Origin of the sequence: Pyruvatibacter sp. HU-CL02332, from assembly GCF_040362765.1 — a bacterium.
Taxonomy (GTDB): Bacteria; Pseudomonadota; Alphaproteobacteria; order CGMCC-115125; family CGMCC-115125; genus Pyruvatibacter.
Map to the genome: position 1 here is coordinate 1,011,729 of NZ_BAABWK010000002.1, position 17,445 is coordinate 1,029,173.

The 17,445-nt window shown below is 57.9% G+C and carries 16 protein-coding genes; 8 read left to right on the top strand and 8 right to left on the bottom strand.

What is annotated here, in order from left to right:
• Positions 1-42: 42 nt before the first annotated feature.
• The 5 genes from ABXH05_RS15390 (at position 43) to ABXH05_RS15410 (ending at position 5,077) form a co-directional block, all read left to right on the top strand.
• Positions 43-1,284, top strand: coding sequence for an SEL1-like repeat protein (locus tag ABXH05_RS15390; protein ID WP_353562435.1), 1,242 nt, complete (start codon positions 43-45; stop codon positions 1,282-1,284).
• Between the two features lie 88 nt (positions 1,285-1,372).
• The gene (locus ABXH05_RS15395; RefSeq protein ID WP_353562057.1) at positions 1,373-2,344 is read left to right on the top strand and encodes a DnaJ C-terminal domain-containing protein; all 972 of its coding nucleotides are present in this window, start codon (positions 1,373-1,375) and stop codon (positions 2,342-2,344) included.
• 171 nt (positions 2,345-2,515) lie between these two features.
• Positions 2,516-3,325: an enoyl-ACP reductase FabI gene (gene fabI / locus ABXH05_RS15400; protein ID WP_353562059.1), complete on the top strand. Its 810-nt coding sequence runs from the start codon at positions 2,516-2,518 to the stop codon at positions 3,323-3,325.
• Between the two features lie 37 nt (positions 3,326-3,362).
• Positions 3,363-4,490 carry a chorismate synthase gene (gene aroC, locus ABXH05_RS15405; protein WP_353562061.1) on the top strand — a complete coding sequence of 376 codons (1,128 nt, stop codon included), beginning with the start codon at positions 3,363-3,365 and terminating at the stop codon, positions 4,488-4,490.
• 35 nt (positions 4,491-4,525) lie between these two features.
• Positions 4,526-5,077 carry a hypothetical protein gene (locus tag ABXH05_RS15410; RefSeq protein ID WP_353562062.1) on the top strand — a complete coding sequence of 184 codons (552 nt, stop codon included), beginning with the start codon at positions 4,526-4,528 and terminating at the stop codon, positions 5,075-5,077.
• A 6-nt stretch (positions 5,078-5,083) separates the two neighbouring features.
• Here the strand turns inward: ABXH05_RS15410 and ABXH05_RS15415 are convergent, their stop codons facing one another.
• The 5 genes from ABXH05_RS15415 to ABXH05_RS15435 all read right to left on the bottom strand — a co-directional run bounded on the left by ABXH05_RS15415 (position 5,084) and on the right by ABXH05_RS15435 (position 9,417).
• A complete protein-coding gene (locus ABXH05_RS15415) occupies positions 5,084-6,151 on the bottom strand; it encodes a class I SAM-dependent methyltransferase (protein WP_353562064.1) in 1,068 nt (355 codons plus the stop codon).
• Positions 6,152-6,161: 10 nt separating this feature from the next.
• The gene (locus ABXH05_RS15420; RefSeq protein ID WP_353562066.1) at positions 6,162-7,412 is read right to left on the bottom strand and encodes a class I SAM-dependent RNA methyltransferase; all 1,251 of its coding nucleotides are present in this window, start codon (positions 7,410-7,412) and stop codon (positions 6,162-6,164) included.
• On the bottom strand, positions 7,405-8,136 hold the full coding sequence (locus ABXH05_RS15425; RefSeq protein WP_353562068.1) for a TlyA family RNA methyltransferase: 732 nt from the start codon (positions 8,134-8,136) through the stop codon (positions 7,405-7,407). The genes ABXH05_RS15420 and ABXH05_RS15425 overlap by 8 nt, the downstream gene beginning before the upstream one ends.
• Positions 8,137-8,201: 65 nt before the next feature.
• The gene (locus ABXH05_RS15430) at positions 8,202-8,459 is read right to left on the bottom strand and encodes an exodeoxyribonuclease VII small subunit (RefSeq protein ID WP_348139271.1); all 258 of its coding nucleotides are present in this window, start codon (positions 8,457-8,459) and stop codon (positions 8,202-8,204) included.
• Between the two features lie 28 nt (positions 8,460-8,487).
• The gene (locus tag ABXH05_RS15435; RefSeq protein WP_353562070.1) at positions 8,488-9,417 is read right to left on the bottom strand and encodes a histone deacetylase family protein; all 930 of its coding nucleotides are present in this window, start codon (positions 9,415-9,417) and stop codon (positions 8,488-8,490) included.
• A gap of 87 nt (positions 9,418-9,504) precedes the next feature.
• On the opposite strand from ABXH05_RS15435, the gene ABXH05_RS15440 reads away from it, so the two are divergent.
• Positions 9,505-10,521 carry a zinc transporter ZntB gene (locus tag ABXH05_RS15440; RefSeq protein ID WP_348139267.1) on the top strand — a complete coding sequence of 339 codons (1,017 nt, stop codon included), beginning with the start codon at positions 9,505-9,507 and terminating at the stop codon, positions 10,519-10,521.
• Between the two features lie 13 nt (positions 10,522-10,534).
• Here ABXH05_RS15440 and ABXH05_RS15445 read toward each other — a convergent pair whose 3' ends face one another.
• Together ABXH05_RS15445 and ABXH05_RS15450 are read right to left on the bottom strand one after the other, a co-directional pair.
• The gene (locus ABXH05_RS15445; protein WP_353562072.1) at positions 10,535-11,608 is read right to left on the bottom strand and encodes an MBL fold metallo-hydrolase; all 1,074 of its coding nucleotides are present in this window, start codon (positions 11,606-11,608) and stop codon (positions 10,535-10,537) included.
• A 64-nt stretch (positions 11,609-11,672) separates the two neighbouring features.
• On the bottom strand, positions 11,673-13,469 hold the full coding sequence (locus tag ABXH05_RS15450) for an acyl-CoA dehydrogenase C-terminal domain-containing protein (protein ID WP_353562073.1): 1,797 nt from the start codon (positions 13,467-13,469) through the stop codon (positions 11,673-11,675).
• A 137-nt stretch (positions 13,470-13,606) separates the two neighbouring features.
• Between ABXH05_RS15450 and ABXH05_RS15455 the strand changes: the two genes are divergently transcribed.
• The gene (locus ABXH05_RS15455; RefSeq protein ID WP_353562075.1) at positions 13,607-14,572 is read left to right on the top strand and encodes an L-threonylcarbamoyladenylate synthase; all 966 of its coding nucleotides are present in this window, start codon (positions 13,607-13,609) and stop codon (positions 14,570-14,572) included.
• A 54-nt stretch (positions 14,573-14,626) separates the two neighbouring features.
• The gene (locus tag ABXH05_RS15460) at positions 14,627-16,051 is read left to right on the top strand and encodes an FAD-binding oxidoreductase (RefSeq protein ID WP_502947743.1); all 1,425 of its coding nucleotides are present in this window, start codon (positions 14,627-14,629) and stop codon (positions 16,049-16,051) included.
• Here the strand turns inward: ABXH05_RS15460 and ABXH05_RS15465 are convergent.
• The gene (locus ABXH05_RS15465) at positions 16,048-17,388 is read right to left on the bottom strand and encodes a hemolysin family protein (RefSeq protein ID WP_353562079.1); all 1,341 of its coding nucleotides are present in this window, start codon (positions 17,386-17,388) and stop codon (positions 16,048-16,050) included. The two genes, ABXH05_RS15460 and ABXH05_RS15465, sit on opposite strands and share 4 nt — an antisense overlap.
• Between the last annotated feature and the right edge of the window lie 57 nt (positions 17,389-17,445).

Below are 17,445 nucleotides of genomic sequence, written 5' to 3' on the forward strand. Positions count from 1 at the left end.
TCTTTGTTCGATGGCAATACGAGGATTCGAATTCCAGTGCTTATGTCCCGTCCACAATCCTTTCTGCTGGTTTTTGCAATAGTTTCCTCGACATTTGCCGCACCTGCCGGGAGTTTCGCGCAGAACATTGAGGGTGCCGATGGAACTCCGGAGGCATCACCCACCGTGGCCGTCACCACGGATACTGCGCCTGCTTCGAGCAATGGCAGCTCTACCAACGACACGTCCACTGCGGCCAATGAGGTTCTGGCAAAGCAGTTTCGTCAGGGGGTGAGCGCTTACGATGCGAAGAAATATGGTCGCGCCTTTGAACTGTGGCTACCTCTCGCTCAGAACGGTGACCTAGCTGCTCAGCGCAATGTGGCTCACCTGCTACGGCGCGGGCTTGGCGTGGCGCAGGACCTTCCCCGAGCCCGCAAATTCTATGAGCAATCAGCAGAATTTGGGTTCGTGACTGCACAAACCAACCTTGCCGTCATGTTGCTGGAAGGGGAAGGCGGCGAGCCGAAGCCGGAAGAGGCTGCCTACTGGCTGGATCGCGCCGCGCGCGGCGGGCACCCGATTGCCCAGTTCCATCTGGCAAGATTGTATGAAACAGGCACGGGTGTTGAACCTAACCCCGGCCGTGCCTTGGGGTGGTACGCACTGGCTTCCAGATCAGGCCACCAACCGTCTCTGGATCGCCTTGCTGAGCTGGTCATGATTTTGCCCGGCCCCAGCAACAACACGGAAACGGCTCGCGAAATCGCTGATGCTCCATCTTCTGACAACGATGCGCCTGCAACGGCAGAAGCGCGTGATGAACCGGATCCAGTCAACACATCAACGCCGAACCCAGATGTGGAAGGTGCTGAACTGCCTATCGGAAAACAGCCAACACCGGTCACGACGCCAGCACCTAAAGCCCCATTGGAAACGACAGAGCCGGAAGCCTCGACGCAAACCGCGGAAGATGTGGTGCCCCTTAAACTGGAAGAAGCCCTATCGGCATACTCCGCACGCAGATATCAAGATGCGCAATTGCGGTTTGAAGCTCTGGCTTACAGGGGAAACAGCGAAGCTCAGTATCGGCTTGGGCGCATGCGCAATCGTGGCGAGGGTGAACCCAGAGACCCTGTGGCCGCGCTTGCGTGGTGGACAGTTGCGGCCGAAACCGGCCACGCCAAATCAGAAAAAGCCGCCAGCGACCTGAACCGGGAACTAGGGCCACGCCGGCGCGCAGAGGCTGAACGCGAAGCGGCTCAGTTCAAGGCACTTATCTCGCAGCTGACCTCGAACAATTAGCCGGATTTTCGTGCATTAACCCTATGGTATGGCCCGCTGCGGCAAAGTGGTCTCTGAATTTTCGATCATTTCCAGGCGAACAAGTCATATGCGCGACCCGCATCAGGTTTTAGGTGTTGCCAAAGGCGCTGACGCCGACACCGTCAAACGAGCCTATCGTCGGCTGGCGAAGCAGTATCACCCAGATACAGCTGGCAGAGACACGCGCACCCATTCGCGCTTTCAGGAAATTACCGACGCCTATCGCGCCATCAGAGCGCTTGAAGCAAGTGAGGAACGGATCGTCGCGAGTGCGGCTGAGGCCACACGTGCCTATGAGCAGCCACGTCCGGAGCCGGAAACCGACGGGTCCGAATCTGGCAGACCTCAGTCAAAACCAGACACTTTCTCGCGCTCGCATCAGCAAGCTTCCGGTAAGCAGGATGCTGATGAAACTCAGTCTGGTGATGACCGGAAAACGCCAGGACGGGCCGCAGAGTTTTTCGAGAATTTGCGACAAGCTGGCATCAAGCCTTTCAAGCGACGCGGCGATGATCTCGCGTGCTCGCTGCACTTGCCGTTTCTGGATGCTGCCAAGGGGGGAAGCCACCGAGTTACCTTGCCGAATGACCGTACAGTGGACGTATCACTGCCCCCGGGCATTGAAGATGGCAAACAGGTCCGGCTTCGCGGCCTTGGTATTGAAGGGTCCGCTGGCGGCAGCGCCGGCGACGCGCTGATAACGGTCGATATTGAGCCCCATCCCTATTTCAGCCGTGAGGGCTACGATATCCGCCTCGCTCTGCCAATTTCCATCGCGGAGGCGGTGGATGGGGCGAAAGTGCAGGTTCCGACAGTCTCAGGCCGTGTCTGGGTGACCATTCCTGCCGGGTCGAATTCAGGCACAGTTCTGCGTTTGGCGGGCAAAGGACTGGCGAATCCTGATGGCGTGCATGGACACCAGCTGATTGAGCTGATCGTCATGCTTCCTGATACGCCGGATGCTGATTTGGCTGACTTTGTACGGCGGTGGCCGGGGGCAAAATCCCATGATCCACGCGCTGCTTTTGGCCTGAACTAGGGCTCACAGCGGCTTCAGGCCCCACCCTCGCCATATTTGCTTACATTCCGTGATTTGCTTGTGCTGGTCAGCCCTTGCCGGATCGGCTATGGCATTGGTTCAATTTATACAAATGGCGCGTTTCCGCGATTTTGCGGGAAAGCCCACAAGAGCAAAAAAGACGAGGTCTAGATGAGCGGGACGGGGCTGATGGCGGGAAAACGCGGCCTGATTATGGGGGTCGCCAATGATCGCTCCATCGCATGGGGCATCGCCAAGGCTGCAGCAGATGCAGGCGCCGAGCTGGCTTTCACCTATCAGGGTGATGCCCTGAAGAAGCGGGTAGCCCCGCTGGCAGAAGGTGTTGGTGCCAATCTTGTTCTGCCGTGCGATGTGACCGATGCGGCATCCATGGACTCTGTCTTTGAGACCATCGAGAAGGAATGGGGCAAACTGGACTTTGTGGTTCACGCCATTGCCTTTGCAGACAAGGAAGAGCTCAAGGGCCGGTATGTTGATACCAGCCTCGACAACTTCCTGATGAGCATGAATATCTCCTGCTACTCCTTCACGGCGATTGCGCAACGTGCGGAAAAGCTGATGACCGATGGCGGCTCGATGGTGACCCTCACCTATTACGGCGCTGAAAAAGTCATGCCGCATTACAACGTGATGGGCGTTGCCAAGGCAGCACTTGAAGCGAGTGTTCGCTATATGGCCGAAGATCTCGGCAAGAAGGCCATCCGGGTCAACGCGCTTTCCGCTGGACCGATCAAGACCCTTGCTGCCAGCGGCATTGGCGACTTCCGCTATATTCTCAAGTGGAACGAGTACAACGCACCATTGCGCCGGACTGTGACGATTGATGAAGTTGGTCAGTCAGCTCTGTATCTTCTGTCCGACATGGGCCGCGCTGTAACCGGCGAAGTGCATCATGTGGATGGCGGCTACCATGTCGTCGGGATGAAGGCAGAGGACGCCCCGGACATCGACGTAACCTGACGCGCATGCGCAGGCTGCCTGTTCAGACGAAGTACCCATGAGCCACAACACATTTGGACATCTGTTTCGCGTAACGACCTGGGGCGAATCCCACGGGCCGGCGCTTGGCTGTGTTGTTGATGGATGCCCATCGGGTATTCCGCTTACGGAAGAAGACATCCAGGTGTGGATGGAAAAGCGTAAGCCGGGGCAGAACAAATACACCACCCAAAGGCGCGAGCCGGATCAGGTCCGCATTCTTTCAGGCGTTTTTCCAAATGCCGACGGCGTGCAGGTGACAACAGGCACGCCAATCAGCTTGATGATCGAGAACGTCGATCAGCGCTCCAAAGACTATGGAGACATCAAGGACAAGTTCAGACCCGGTCATGCGGACTACGCCTATTATGCCAAATACGGCATTCGCGATTATCGCGGTGGCGGGCGGCAGTCTGCGCGTGAAACGGCTGCCCGCGTCGCAGCTGGCGCCATTGCACGCAAGGTTCTTGAAAGTGTCCTTGGTGACGTCACCATTCGCGGTGCCCTTGTCCAGATGGGTCCCCACAAGGTGCCCAAATCCCGCACCAAATGGGACTGGGACATCATCAATGACAATCCATTCTGGTGCCCGCACGCTGAAACAGCAGACAAATGGGCGGACTATCTCGATGGCATTCGCAAGGCGGGGTCATCATGCGGGGCTGTGATCGAAGTTCAGGCGTCGGGCATTCCTGCCGGCTTGGGTGCGCCGATCTATGGCAAGGTGGATGCCGAACTCGCCGGTGCCCTAATGAGCATCAATGCCGTGAAAGGCGTTGAGATTGGCGATGGCATGGAAGCCGCCAAACTGACCGGCGAAAAGAATGCTGACCAGATGCGCATGAAGAATGGCGAACCCATCTTCAAGTCCAATCATGCCGGTGGCGTGCAAGGCGGTATCTCCACGGGTCAGGACATTGTTGCCCGCTTCGCGGTGAAGCCTACGTCATCCATCCTCACGCCGCGCGATACCGTTGACCTGTCTGGCGACGAAACTGACATCGTAACCAAAGGACGGCATGATCCGTGTGTCGGCATTCGTGCCGTACCAGTGGGTGAAGCCATGATGGCGTGCGTGCTCGCAGACCAGTTACTTCGGCATCGCGCTCAGACCGGGCGCCATGACGGCTTGCCGCTTGGTGACTAAGACACGTTCAATCCATCAATCAAGGATCCACGGCCATGAGCGGAACTGACCCTTTCGAGGACAACGCCCCCAAGGCAGCGGCTCTCGCCACCACCTATCAACGCCAGGCCGGTGAGATGATGGTGTATGGCGGCACGTTTTTCGGGCTGTTTTTTCTGCTTGGCGGCGTCATGTCGGGCACGCTTGCCTTGTTTGCGCTCGCCGCAGCCATGCTAGGCGCGGCCTTCTACTTCTATCCGATGATCCGCACTGAAAAGGCGCAGCTGCGCGTCGAGGCGAAAGGCTTCTTTCTCGATGGGCTAGGCTGGCTGCCATGGACAGGCATTCGGGACGTACGGATGTATGACCGATCAGTCCGCACCATCCGCAATGCGCATCTGGAACTGACGCTTGCGGCCCCCGTAGAAGAGATTTTGCTGTCGGACGACAAGCCGGATTCCATCCGTGTGCTGATGGCAAAAACCTGGACCCTCAAGCGCAGTAAGGACGGCGCCGCCAATTCCATGATCGTGATCCGTCTTGAATCGCTAAGAGCAACTCCGGAAGAGATTCTGGCCGCCATGCGACGCTATCTTCCAGGCGCATAGGGCGCGCTAGCGTTTCTCAAACACCATGACCTTGGACAGGAAGGCAGGCGTCTCGCTCAGCTGGTCGAGCCCTGTCTTTTCAAACAGGCCGGTAAAGTCTTCCTTGGTGTAGGACGCGAAATATGGCTCATGGAATGCCCATGGGAAGAAATCCAGCAGCATGTCGAGTGAGGCCTTGTCACCTTTTTGCAGGGCGTCTGTGAAAATCAATCGCCCGCCCGGCTTGAGCACACGGGCAATTTCTGACCCCACCACCCGCCTGATTTTTGGGGGCAGCTCATGAAAAAGGTAGATGCAAGTCACGACATCCTGGCTCGCATCCGCAACCGGCAGTTTTTCAGCGTTTGCATTGAGGTACGACACATTGCGCCACTTGCTCAGTGTACGGCGCGCCTTTGCCAGATAGTTGGGTGACAGATCAACAGCCGTCAGATTCAACCGGGGATAATTGTCACACACAAATGTGAGAAACCGCCCCGTTCCGCAGGCAACATCAAGAGCATTCACTTCACGCTGGTCGCGCCCTTGCAGCGCTTGTGCCAGCGGCACCAAGGCTTGACGCCGCATGGCATCCGCTGTCCCGGTGAACAGGACTTCGACTTGGGTGTCGTAGATGTCTGCTGATGCATCATCCAGCCAGCCACCGGTCTGGTAGTGGAAGTTTTGAAGGTAGTATCGCGGAAAGCGGTTGCGTCGCTCCTCATTCAAGACTTCTGAATGGGCCTTTGCGCGACGGCGACCATCCACCTTGGGAACATCGGCCAGATAAGCCCTTGCCTTGCTGATGCCCTTCAGCACACGAGGCGCCATGTCATGGGGAGCGGCGTAAACGCCTCGCTCCACATTCCGCCAGTCCGCCGCAAACAGGTCTGCGACTGCTTTCAGAAGCTGCCTGCGGTCAGGTGCTTTGGATGATGAGCGACGGGGCCTGCCGGACTCATCGCTTAGCGGACCGACCATGCGGCGCGTAACAACTGACTGCCCCAGATACCAAGCAACACGGACGCCCTGGCTCAAGCCATAGGCAAGCCGCAGGGCTGGTTTGGTGTTTGGTCGGGAGTGCGTTTCGCTCATACAGGTAAATCTAGGCCCGTTCGAACAGTGCGACCACCTCTATGTGGGCGGACCACCGGAATTGATCAACTGGCGTTACGGCCCCGATCTTGTAGCCCCCATCGATCAAGATACGCGCATCACGCGCAAAGGTGGCCGGATTGCATGACACGGACACGACAGCCGGTACTTTGGACTTTGCCAATTGCTCCGCCTGAGCCTGACCGCCAGCTCGCGGGGGATCCAGAACCGCCAGATCATAGTTTTTGAGGTCCAAAGCAAAAACCGGGCGGCGAAAAAGATCTCGCCGTTCAGCAACCAGCGGCTTCAGGCCCTGGAGGTTTCTGGTCGCCTGGTCCAGAGCGGCAATTGCCGCGGGATCGCTGTCAAAAGCATCGACTTTTGCCAGCCGCGCCAGTGGCAGCGAAAACGCACCACACCCTGAGAACAAGTCAATCACGCGCTTGAGGCGTTTTCGACCCTTCGCAGCCTCGATGATGTGTTGGCGCAGTGTGTCTTCTGCATGCGCCACTGCCTGCAAAAATCCCCCAGCAGGAGGCACGCACTCCAACCCGTCGAACGAAATGACCGGGGATCGCCATTCGGCCACCTGCTCGTTGTTCCACGACAGGCGAGCAAGACCGGCGGCCTGCCCTGCATTGGAGAGCTTGGACAGAAGTTGGCCTGTCAGCGCCTTGCCCGGCATGTCCACAGCAACGTCCAGGCCGTTCTGTGTCGTCGTGACGGCAACCTTGGCTTCACCACGGCGTGTCAGCCCGTCTTCCAACATCGCCGCAATGCCCGGCAGTGCCTTGGTGAGCGAGGGATCTGCGATTTCACATTCGGACACGTCAACAATGTGCTGCGATGCTTTTTCGTGGAACCCGATCACCACTCCTGCGCCACCCCGCCGGGCGGCAAAGGTTACCCGCCGCCGCGAGCGGGCGGGCGATGTGATGGTAGGCTTCACGTCTGTCTCGATGCCGCGATGGGCCAGCGCGGCAATGACCTGGCTGCGCTTCCAGTCAGCAACATAGGCATAGTCTATGTGTTGAAGGGAACATCCGCCGCATTGACCAGCCTTGGGGCATGGCGGTGTAACGCGATGGGCAGAGGGTTCGTGCACAGCCACGATGCGACCGCGTGAGCCCGATATATCAAGGCTCACGACATCTCCCGGCACACCGCCTTCGACGTAAACCTGGTCGCCATCAATGTCAGCGACCGCATCACCCTTGTGTGCGAGGTCAGCAATTGTGGCGCGCGTTACAGCTTCAGCCATCCTTGCGTGCTCCCAGTAGAAATTCGACATTGCCGCTTCCCCCGGCAATCGGGCTTTCAACGCAGCCTGTCACGGTCCAGCCGTTCATGGCTTCCACGGCAGCACTTACGGTCTCAATCGATTTTTCCCGCGCTGCACTGTCTTTCACGATGCCACCTTTGCCGATGGCCCCGCGCCCAACTTCAAACTGCGGCTTCACCAACACGACCAGACGTGCTGCATCACCGGCGAAGCTGCAGGCATGGGGCAATACTTTGGTTGCCGATATGAACGATACGTCGCACACGATCAGATCAACGGGAACAGGGATCTGATCGGGTGTCAGAGCGCGTGCATCCTGTCCTTCAAGCGAGACGACGCGGTCATCCGAGCGAAACTTGGGAGATAGCTGATCCCGTCCCACGTCGACCGCAAAAACCTGAGCGGCACCGCGCGTGAGCACAACGTCTGTGAACCCACCTGTGGACGCACCGACATCAAGCACAGTTTTGTCTTTAGAGGGAATGCCGAACTGATCGAGCGCATGTGCCAGTTTCAAACCCGCGCGTGAGACGTATGGGATAGCGGGATCTTCCAGCGTAATTTCAGTGTTGGCCTCAAACTCCTGGGCGGGTTTTGCAGCAGTCACCCCACGCACCAGCACCCGCCCTGCCTTGATTTCGGCCTGTGCGCGGGCGCGCGATGGGGCCAGCCCCCGCTCCACCATAAGCAGATCAAGCCTCACTGATATTCTCCGCAGTCAATCGTGGAGGTACAGTTGATGAATTCGTGTGGATCGCCTTGGCGAGCCTAGTCAACATCAAGGTTAGCCGCTGCGGACCCTTTGACAGCTCCAGATGACCCCAGCGTAATCTTCTCAACCTTCATTTCGGCTTCACGCAACTTGGCCTCACAATGGGCCTTGAGGGCAGTACCGCGTTCATAGACTTGGATCGATTTTTCGAGGTCCACGTCACCTGCTTCCAGCTCACTGACAATCGTCTCAAGCTCCTGAAGCGCGGCTTCGAAGGAGAGCTTCTTGATATCAGCGGGAATTTTGTCAGCCATCTGGGATTCCTAGCAGGGTGTCGTTCAGCTATGCAGCCATAAGTGCCTTCACGTGTGCGCGCGAGGCGCTGGCGAGGGCGTTTAGATCATACCCCCCTTCCAGTAGCGATACGACACGCCCACCGCAACACTTGGATGCAATGTTGCAGAGCTCCCTGGTCACCCACCCATAGTCATCATCTTCCAGATCCATCTGCGCCAGGGGATCACGCCGATGGCCGTCAAACCCTGCTGAAATGATCATCAGATCCGGGTCAAACGCCTCAAGGGCTGGAAAAATACGGTTGGCATAGGCATCGCGAAAGTCTGATCCGGCGGCATGGGCCGGCAGGGGCGCATTTACGATATTGTTGTCGACACCCGTCGTACTCGCTGATCCGGTGCCAGGATAAAGCGGGTGCTGGTGCGTGGAGGCGTACATGAGAGAGCCATTGGTCAGGAAGGCTGCCTCGGTGCCATTGCCGTGGTGCACATCAAAATCCACCACCGCGACGCGGGACAGGCCATGCTGCTCCTGCGCGTGCCGCGACGCAATTGCTGCATTTGAGAAGAAGCAAAAACCCATGGCGCGGTCTGGCTCCGCATGGTGGCCGGGAGGGCGTGTCGCGCAGAACGCGTTTTTGACGCTCTTGCTGACCACCATGTCCACTGCCTGAATGGCAGCACCGGCGGAGAGAAGAGCAGCGTCAAAGCTGCGCGCTGACATCACGGTGTCTTCGTCCACAAAATGGTAGCCATCCTCAGGCACGCTCCCTTTCATGGCATCAATATGGGACTGCGGGTGCACGAGCAAAAGATGATCTGAGGTGGCGGCAACAGCCTGATGGCGTTGCAGGGCCTCAAATTCTCTGCCTTCCAGTCCACCAAGGACTGCTTGCAGGCGCGCCGGGCTTTCCGGGTGCCGAGCGGGTGGTTGATGCAGCGCACAATCGCTGTGGGTGATCAATGCAGTTGTCATAGTGCCATTGTGCCCCACCTGCCCGCCGCTGCAAACTCGAACCAGAGGCGAATCAAACAGGCCTCTTTTTTGGGGGAGGGCTGCGATATGGCAGCGGAAGATCACGCGGTTGACATGGATCCGCAACAAGACGATGGCGGCCTCGTTTGTGCCTACCTGATTGATGGTAAAGGTGGCGCCCGGCCAATTGGCTGGAGCGAGGTTATTGGCTGGACGCCCGCTGACGGGGAGATTTGGGTCCATCTTGACTACACCCAGGCTTCGGCCGTCACCTATTTGCGGGACCAGTGCGGCATCAATCCCATTGCGTCTGATGCATTGGTCGCCGAGGACTCACGCCCAAGGGCCATTCCCTTTGACGAGGCTGTGTTGGTGACCCTGCGCGGAGTGAATCTCAACCCAGGTCAGAGACCAGAAGACATGATCTCAATCCGGTGCTGGATTGAAAAAGGACGGCTGATCACCACCCGTCACCGACGTCTTCAGAGCATTGATGCCCTGCGTGAGCGTCTAGCCGGTGCGACAAAACCCAAAAACGTGAATGAGCTCTTCCATTTGCTTGCAGACCGACTTTCAGCGCGTGTCGATGATGCCGTCAGCCTGATTGATGAAACGGTCGATAGTCTTGAGGAGGCGGCTTTGGAAGATGCTACTGCGTCAGGCCGCGGACTTGAAAGAGAACTGGGTCAAATGCGCCGCCGCGCCATCACACTTCGGCGCTTTCTGGCTCCACAGCGCGAGGCCCTTGGTTCACTGCAATCCGGCATTGGTCCGTTTACTGATCGCCAGCGGGCACACCTGCGTGAGATCGCAGACCACAATTTGCGCATTCTGGAAGACCTTGATGCCACCCGGGAGCGCGCAGCGGTTGTTCAAGAAGAGCTGATGCATCGCGCGTCTGATCAGATGAACCGCAACATGTACATGCTGTCAGTCATTGCTGCGATCATGCTGCCACTTGGCTTCATAACCGGCTTGCTCGGCATCAATGTTGGCGGACTGCCCTTGGCCCATAGTGGAAACGGATTCTGGATTGTCGTTGGATCGCTAGTCGTGCTGGTGGCGATTCAGGTCTACATCTTCCGTCGACGTAAATGGCTGTAGCAGAACTGAGCTCCTAGCCAACACGCTCATAGCGCGCAATGCCATCCTCACCCAGGAAACGCCGGGCCAATCCACGTTCGATCAGACAATTCAGGTGCGCGATACTTTCACCGGTTGCCATATGGACCAGATCGTCAGTGATTGGTCTTCGGAACAAAGCACCGAACACCTCGTTTGGGCGCTTGGGCTCGCCGATCAATTCTTCGAGCTTACCCAGATCGGTTTCGTGTTCATCGATCAAGTCCTGGAGCCGAACCTTGAGACCATAAAAGGGCTCGTTGTGTGCTGGACCAACGAGCGTGTCGGCTGGCAACTGGTCACGGATACGCGCGCAACTTTCCAACCAGTCAGACAGCGGGTCTGCCTGAGGTTCAGTGGGATGAACGCTGATATTTGACGAAATGCGCGGAAGCACCTGATCCCCGGACAGGAGGACGGCAGCGTCAGGGCACCACAGGCACATATGCTCCGGGGCATGACCGCGCCCCTCTACGGTCTGCCAGATGCGTCCGCCGATCTCGAGCTGTTGGCCGCCAACAAGACGCCGAAAGCTCTGCGGCATGGTTGACACATCACGCCCGAAACCACCAAACCGTCGTCGATAGGTTTCAATCTGGGCGTCGTTAAAACCGGCCTCCCGATAGAACCGTACGCCCTCATCCGGGGCATCGGTGCCGGTATCAAGCACAAGATTGCAGCACATCAGATAGTCGGTACGCGACATCCACAGTTCGACACCGAAACGACGGCACAACCAACCGGCAAGACCCACGTGATCGGGATGCAGATGGGTGACGATGACCTTGGTAACCGGTCGCCCACCCATGACACCCGCAAAGTGCTGCTCCCAAAGATCGCGGACTTTGGATGTATTCACACCCGTATCGACGATCACCCAGCCATCTCCGTCTTCAATGAGATACAGGTTGATGTGGTCCAGCGAATAGGGGAGCGGCATCCGCAGCCAGTGAATGCCTGGAGAAATCTCAATCGTCTCTCCAGGCGCTGGAAACTCTTTCAGGCCGTGGGGGTAAGTGATTTCTGTCGGCGTCTGCGTTGGCTTTTGGGGTGCTGCGGTATTGGACATTGTTGCTCCTGTTCACCAATGGGGTACGTGACGCTGACGTAAGCGTCAACGCTCCCGCATTGGTCTAGGAGGCGAGCAAATCCGTGCTGAGAGCGTAAAGGCCTGCTGCCCCCGACGTCACGGGCGCCTTTAGGCCCGCTGCCTGAGGCAGGATATTTGTTGCGTAGAACGCGGCCATCTCGACTCGACCAGCGAGATAACTGTCTTCACCAGCCTTGGGATGGGCTGCGAGCGCACCCTTGGCGAGATAGGCGCCGCCGGCCACGGTCCCGATCATTTTGAGGTACGGCGTTGCACCGCCCAGAGCGTCGGTTGCTTCTGATTTTAGAGCTTCCAACAGCCAGTCCGTGGTTTCGCGCAATGTGGCATTCGCTTGCGACAATTCACGACCAATCGTGACCAGTTTCTCATCATTGGAGGCAGAGCAGGACTTGGCTGTCTCATCGATCTCTTCGAGGAAATCAGCAATGACTTTGCCACCGTCCATGGTCAGCTTACGGCTGACAAGATCGATGGCCTGAATGCCATTGGTGCCCTCATAGATGGGCGCAATGCGGCTGTCGCGCAGATGCTGAGCAGCACCCGTTTCTTCAATGAAGCCCATGCCACCGTGGATCTGGATGCCGATGGAGGCAACATCTACACCGACATCAGTTGAAAAGCCTTTTGAAATTGGCGTGAGAAGAGCAGCACGTCCCTGCCCCCATTTTTGCTTGTCTTCGTCTTCACCATTGTGCTCGAGATCAAGCGCTACCGCGTTTGCATAACAGATGCCCCGCGTTGCTTCAGTCATCGCTTTCATGGTGAGGAGCATGCGACGTACATCAGGATGATCAATGATGGGAGACATGCCGTCCGGCTTGTCCGTATACGGTGTGAATGCTTTGCCCTGCTTGCGCTCCATCGCGTAGTCAAGCGCCTGCTGGTAGGCCCGCTCAGCGATACCGACGCCCTGCATGCCTACATTGAGGCGCGCATTGTTCATCATGGTGAACATGCAACGCATGCCCTTGTTTTCTTCGCCAATGAGCCAGCCGATGGCGCCTTCTTCCTCGCCATAGGCCATGACGCAGGTCGGGCTGGCATGAATGCCCAGCTTCTTTTCAAGGCCGATGCACTTTACGTCGTTGCGGTCACCCAGAGATCCGTCATCATTGACGAAAAACTTCGGTACGAGGAAAAGTGAAACGCCCTTGGTACCTTCGGGTGCGTCCGGCAAGCGGGCAAGAACCAGATGAATGATGTTCTCCGCCATGTCGTGGTCGCCCCACGTGATGTAGATCTTCGTGCCCTTGATCTTGTAGCTACCATCACCCACGGGCTCGGCTTTTGCCTTGAGCGCACCAACGTCGGAGCCAGCCTGCGGCTCCGTCAGGTTCATGGAGCCTGTCCACTCGCCGGACAGGAGTTTGGGCAAGTATTTGTCGCGCAGCTCGTCTGAGCCGTGCTGCGTCAGGCTCTCTACGGCACCCTGACTGAGCATGGGGCACAGGCCGAAAGCCATGTTGGCCTGATTGATGTATTCCTGCACGGCAACGGCCAGGGACAGAGGCAGGCCCTGTCCGCCATAGTTGACGTCGCCGGGAATGGAGCACCAGCCCGCTTCAAACCACTGTTTGTAGGCGTCGGCAAATCCATCCGGCGCCTTCACGCCTTCGGCACCCAGCTGAGAGCCCTGCTGATCGCCGGTCCAGTTGAGAGGGGCTAGCAGATCGCCCGCCATGCGGCCGGATTCCTCAAGCACCTGCTCAATCAGATCAGGCTCCAGATCGGGAAAAGCCTTGGAGCCGCAAAGCTCCTTGAGGCCTGCAATCTCATTGAGGGCAAAGGACATGTCACGAACGGGTGGGCGGTAGGTCATGCGGTTTCTCTCATCTCGGCAGTCGAGGAAGGATCGTTAGGCAAACAGATAGCAGAAATGGCGGGCATATCCAGCCGCAGGGTATTTATGCCTCTTTTGCACTTTTGAAGACGGGTCGGTCGTGGCAGGTTGCCGCCATGACACCCCCTGCCACCCTTACCCCGACAATAGCTGACAACGACGCGATCGACCGCGCGTCCCAATGCCTGCTTGTGGGCGGACTTGTCGCCTTTCCGACCGAGACGGTTTATGGACTTGGCGCTGACGCAACCAGTGACCAGGCGGTGGCTCGGATTTTTGAGGCCAAGGGGCGACCCCAGTTCAACCCGCTTATCAGCCATGTATCGGGCGTGGAGATGGCTGGGCAGCTGGGTGAGTTGAGCGGCCTGGCGCTAAAGCTCGCTCATGCCTTCTGGCCAGGGCCTTTGACGCTTGTGGTGCTCCGAGCTCCCAATTGTCCCGTATCGCTTCTGGCGTCCGCAGGGTTGGATACCATCGCCATACGCATGCCGAACCATCCGGTGGCACAAGCCCTGATCGGACGTGTTCAACGACCATTGGCTGCTCCAAGCGCTAATCCGTCCGGCCGGGTAAGCCCTACCACGGCACAACATGTAACTGAGGGCCTCGATGGCAGGATCGACATGGTCCTTGACGGAGGCCCGTGCACGGTTGGGCTTGAATCAACGGTTGTGTCAGTCGTGTCCGATCAGGTGCGCCTCCTTCGACCCGGGACCATCACCCGTGAGCAGTTGGAAGCCGTGTGCAGCGTAGTCGAGGATACAAATGGTGCGGCGATTGAGGCACCGGGGATGCTGGCAAGTCACTATGCGCCGAACGCATCGGTACGCCTCAATGTTTCAGCCCCTGCCGACAACGAAGCTCTTTTGGGGTTTGGGCCGGATCTGCCTCAACACGATGGCCCGGTTGCGAATCTGAGCCCCACGGCTGATCTGGTAGAAGCCGCCGCCAATCTCTTCGCCAAGCTGCGGCAGCTTGATGCCACAAGCCCGCACGGTATTGCGGTGATGCCCATTCCAACTGATGGAATTGGTGAAGCGATAAACGATCGGCTCAAAAGAGCGGCAGCGCCCAAAACCTGATGACATGACCAGTGGGCTTTGACGGGTGCGCCAATCGGCTCTACGTCAGTGGGTATGAATATGAGTAAACCATCAGCAGACACGCTTTCGAGGCTGGCAGATGCTGCCGGACCCGGCGGCGCCCTGCGGGCGGGTTCTGATGATCTTGCACGATACCTGGTGGAGTGGCGCGGTCTGTTTCATGGGGACACTCCCCTTGTGCTGCGGCCGGCAGGTGTTGACGCTGTTGCTGCGATTGTCCGCATTGCTCACGAAACCAATACAGGTCTTGTGCCGCAGGGCGGCAACACCGGGCTTGTCGGCGGGCAGATACCCGACATGTCCGGCAACCAGGTGATTGTTTCGCTCGAGCGCATGAATTCTGTGCGGGCTGTGGATCCGCTTAACAACACGATGATTGTGGATGCCGGGTGTACGTTGCAGTCCATCCAGGAGGCAGCTGCCAGCAATAACCGGCTTTTTCCTTTGAGCCTTGCATCGGAGGGGTCGTGCCAGATTGGCGGCGTCATATCCACGAATGCCGGGGGCACAGCAGTATTGCGCTATGGCTCCACGCGTGACCTGGTTCTGGGGCTGGAGGCGGTCCTGCCAAATGGCGAAATCTGGAATGGGCTCTCCGGACTTCGAAAGGACAATACAGGCTATGACCTGACCCGCCTTCTGGCCGGCGCCGAGGGGACCTTGGGCATCATTACCGGGGCGGTTCTGAAGCTGTTTCCGACACCCACGGCGACTGAAACCGCGTTTTCTGCCATACCAGACCCACAGGCTGCCGTTGAATTGCTTGCACGACTACAAGATGCCAGCGGCGGACTCGTCTCAACATTCGAGATCATCAGCCGCAGTGGTTTTGAACTCACACTCCGGCATTTTGAAGGTGCCAAAGACCCGCTGTCCCAACCTTCCAATTGGTATGTGCTCGCAGAAGTGACGGCTGGTACCGATGGCTGGCTGCGCGCCATGCTGGAGACAGCTCTTGGCAGTGCCATAGACGATGGCCTTGTACTGGACGCGACGCTTGCTGGGAGCGAGAGCCAACGAGATGCGCTGTGGGCGCTTCGGGAAAACATGTCTGAAGCTCAGAAGCTGGAAGGCGCAAGCATCAAGCACGATGTGTCAGTCCCCGTTTCCAGCGTTCCTGCGTTTCTTCAGCAGGCGACGGACGCGGTCATTGAGGCGATGCCTGGTGTTCGGCCTGTTCCGTTTGGCCATATTGGCGATGGCAATATCCACTTCAATCTCAGCCAGCCGATGTCCATGGACCCGCAAGCGTTTCTAAGTCAGTGGCAGGCCATGAATGACATTGTGCATGGGATCGTCGTATCGCTGGGCGGCTCGATCTCGGCTGAACATGGGATCGGCACGCTTAAGCGTGACGAGATCAAGACTTACAAATCCGACGTTGAGCTTAATGTGATGCGCGCGATAAAGGCCGCGCTGGATCCCAAGGGCATCATGAACCCCGGCAAGCTGCTCTAGCTGGCCTTGCTTGCGGTGCTCCGCAGACCTGCGATTGGAATGTTGCGAAGCGGGGCAATCACCACCTTGTCGATACGGGTCCCGTCAACATCGACGATCTCAAAACGATAGCCGTCCCACACAAACTCATCACCCTCGGTTGGCAGTCTGCCGAAGAAATGCAGCATGGCACCGGCAAGGGTATTGAAATCCTCGGAGTCTTCGCCCGGCAGGGACTGAAGGCCAAGCACCTCTTTGAGCTCATCCACAGCAGCACCGCCTTCAACAAGGAACGAGCCATCCTTGCGGCTGACAACGTTCATGCGTGGTGCGCTGCCGTCGCCGGTTACGTCTCCGACCATTGCCCGGAAAATTTCCGCCATGGTGATCGCGCCCTGCACTTCGCCAAATTCATCCACAACGAGCGCCATGAACTTGTTTTCCGACTGCATGGTGCCGAGCACCTGAAGCGCTTTCGCGGTCTCAGGCACATAGAGCGGTGCACTCATGCTGGCAAAAATATCAAACTCAAGATCAGTGGGAAGCGCAGCGAGCACGTCCTCAGCCCGTACAACACCTACGGGAACGCGCGTGGGACCCTGACCAACCACGTAGCGCATCGACTGAGCTTCGCGAATGATCTCTGCATTCACTTCAAGGGAGGCATCCAGATCAAGCCAGGGCACCTGACGTCGTGGTGTCATGATGTCGTAGGCCATCTTGTCACCGAGCCGGAACACGCGATGGACAATGTCGCGCTCGACATCTTCAATTGCCCCAGCTTCGGCACCCTCCACCACAAGCTGCCGGATCTCTTCCTCGGTTACATGGCTGACGTTTTCGGCTGATATGCCGAGCACCCGCAATGTCAGATCGCTGAGCACTGACAAAAGGTCAACAAGCGGCGAGAAGACCTTGGAGAGGCCCAGCATCGGTCTGGCAATGCCGCTGGCAATATATTCAGGATTGCCCAGCGCAATGCGCTTGGGGACCAACTCGCCGATAACAAGAGTGAGGATCGTGACGACAACAACGACCAGGCCAAGGGCCACGGGTTGTCCATAGCTACCAATCCACTCGACGGCGGACAGCATTTCTCCAAGCGGTTCGGAGACGGTGGCGGCACCAAAGGCCCCGGACAAAACACCGATCATGGTAATGCCGATTTGAACCGTCGACAGGAAGCGTTCGGGCTTCTCGCGCAGCTGTGCCGCCACCTTCGCACCATTGGCACGACGGTCTCCCTCCGCAAGTGATTGCAGACGAGCAGAGCGCGACGAGACGACTGCCATCTCCGACAAGGCGAAGAAGCCGTTTAATCCAACCAGCGCTAGTAGAATGAAGATGTCGAGTGCCATCAGGAATCCAAGCCGACCCTATTCAATTAATATAGGGCCTTGTAACGTGATTTGCTC

Bases quoted from the DNA above. Each gene is read 5' to 3' on its own strand.
- ABXH05_RS15420 (WP_353562066.1), bottom strand. From the start codon at position 7,412: ATGGCTGAAGCTGTAACGCGCGCCACAATTGCTGACCTCGCACACAAG.
- aroC (WP_353562061.1), top strand. From the start codon at position 3,363: ATGAGCCACAACACATTTGGACATCTGTTTCGCGTAACGACCTGGGGC.
- ABXH05_RS15445 (WP_353562072.1), bottom strand. From the start codon at position 11,608: ATGTCCAATACCGCAGCACCCCAAAAGCCAACGCAGACGCCGACAGAA.
- ABXH05_RS15440 (WP_348139267.1), top strand. From the start codon at position 9,505: ATGGCAGCGGAAGATCACGCGGTTGACATGGATCCGCAACAAGACGAT.
- ABXH05_RS15390 (WP_353562435.1), top strand. From the start codon at position 43: ATGTCCCGTCCACAATCCTTTCTGCTGGTTTTTGCAATAGTTTCCTCG.
- ABXH05_RS15450 (WP_353562073.1), bottom strand. From the start codon at position 13,469: ATGACCTACCGCCCACCCGTTCGTGACATGTCCTTTGCCCTCAATGAG.
- ABXH05_RS15395 (WP_353562057.1), top strand. From the start codon at position 1,373: ATGCGCGACCCGCATCAGGTTTTAGGTGTTGCCAAAGGCGCTGACGCC.
- fabI (WP_353562059.1), top strand. From the start codon at position 2,516: ATGAGCGGGACGGGGCTGATGGCGGGAAAACGCGGCCTGATTATGGGG.
- ABXH05_RS15455 (WP_353562075.1), top strand. From the start codon at position 13,607: ATGACACCCCCTGCCACCCTTACCCCGACAATAGCTGACAACGACGCG.
- ABXH05_RS15410 (WP_353562062.1), top strand. From the start codon at position 4,526: ATGAGCGGAACTGACCCTTTCGAGGACAACGCCCCCAAGGCAGCGGCT.
- ABXH05_RS15460 (WP_502947743.1), top strand. From the start codon at position 14,627: ATGAATATGAGTAAACCATCAGCAGACACGCTTTCGAGGCTGGCAGAT.
- ABXH05_RS15430 (WP_348139271.1), bottom strand. From the start codon at position 8,459: ATGGCTGACAAAATTCCCGCTGATATCAAGAAGCTCTCCTTCGAAGCC.
- ABXH05_RS15415 (WP_353562064.1), bottom strand. From the start codon at position 6,151: ATGAGCGAAACGCACTCCCGACCAAACACCAAACCAGCCCTGCGGCTT.
- ABXH05_RS15465 (WP_353562079.1), bottom strand. From the start codon at position 17,388: ATGGCACTCGACATCTTCATTCTACTAGCGCTGGTTGGATTAAACGGC.
- ABXH05_RS15435 (WP_353562070.1), bottom strand. From the start codon at position 9,417: ATGACAACTGCATTGATCACCCACAGCGATTGTGCGCTGCATCAACCA.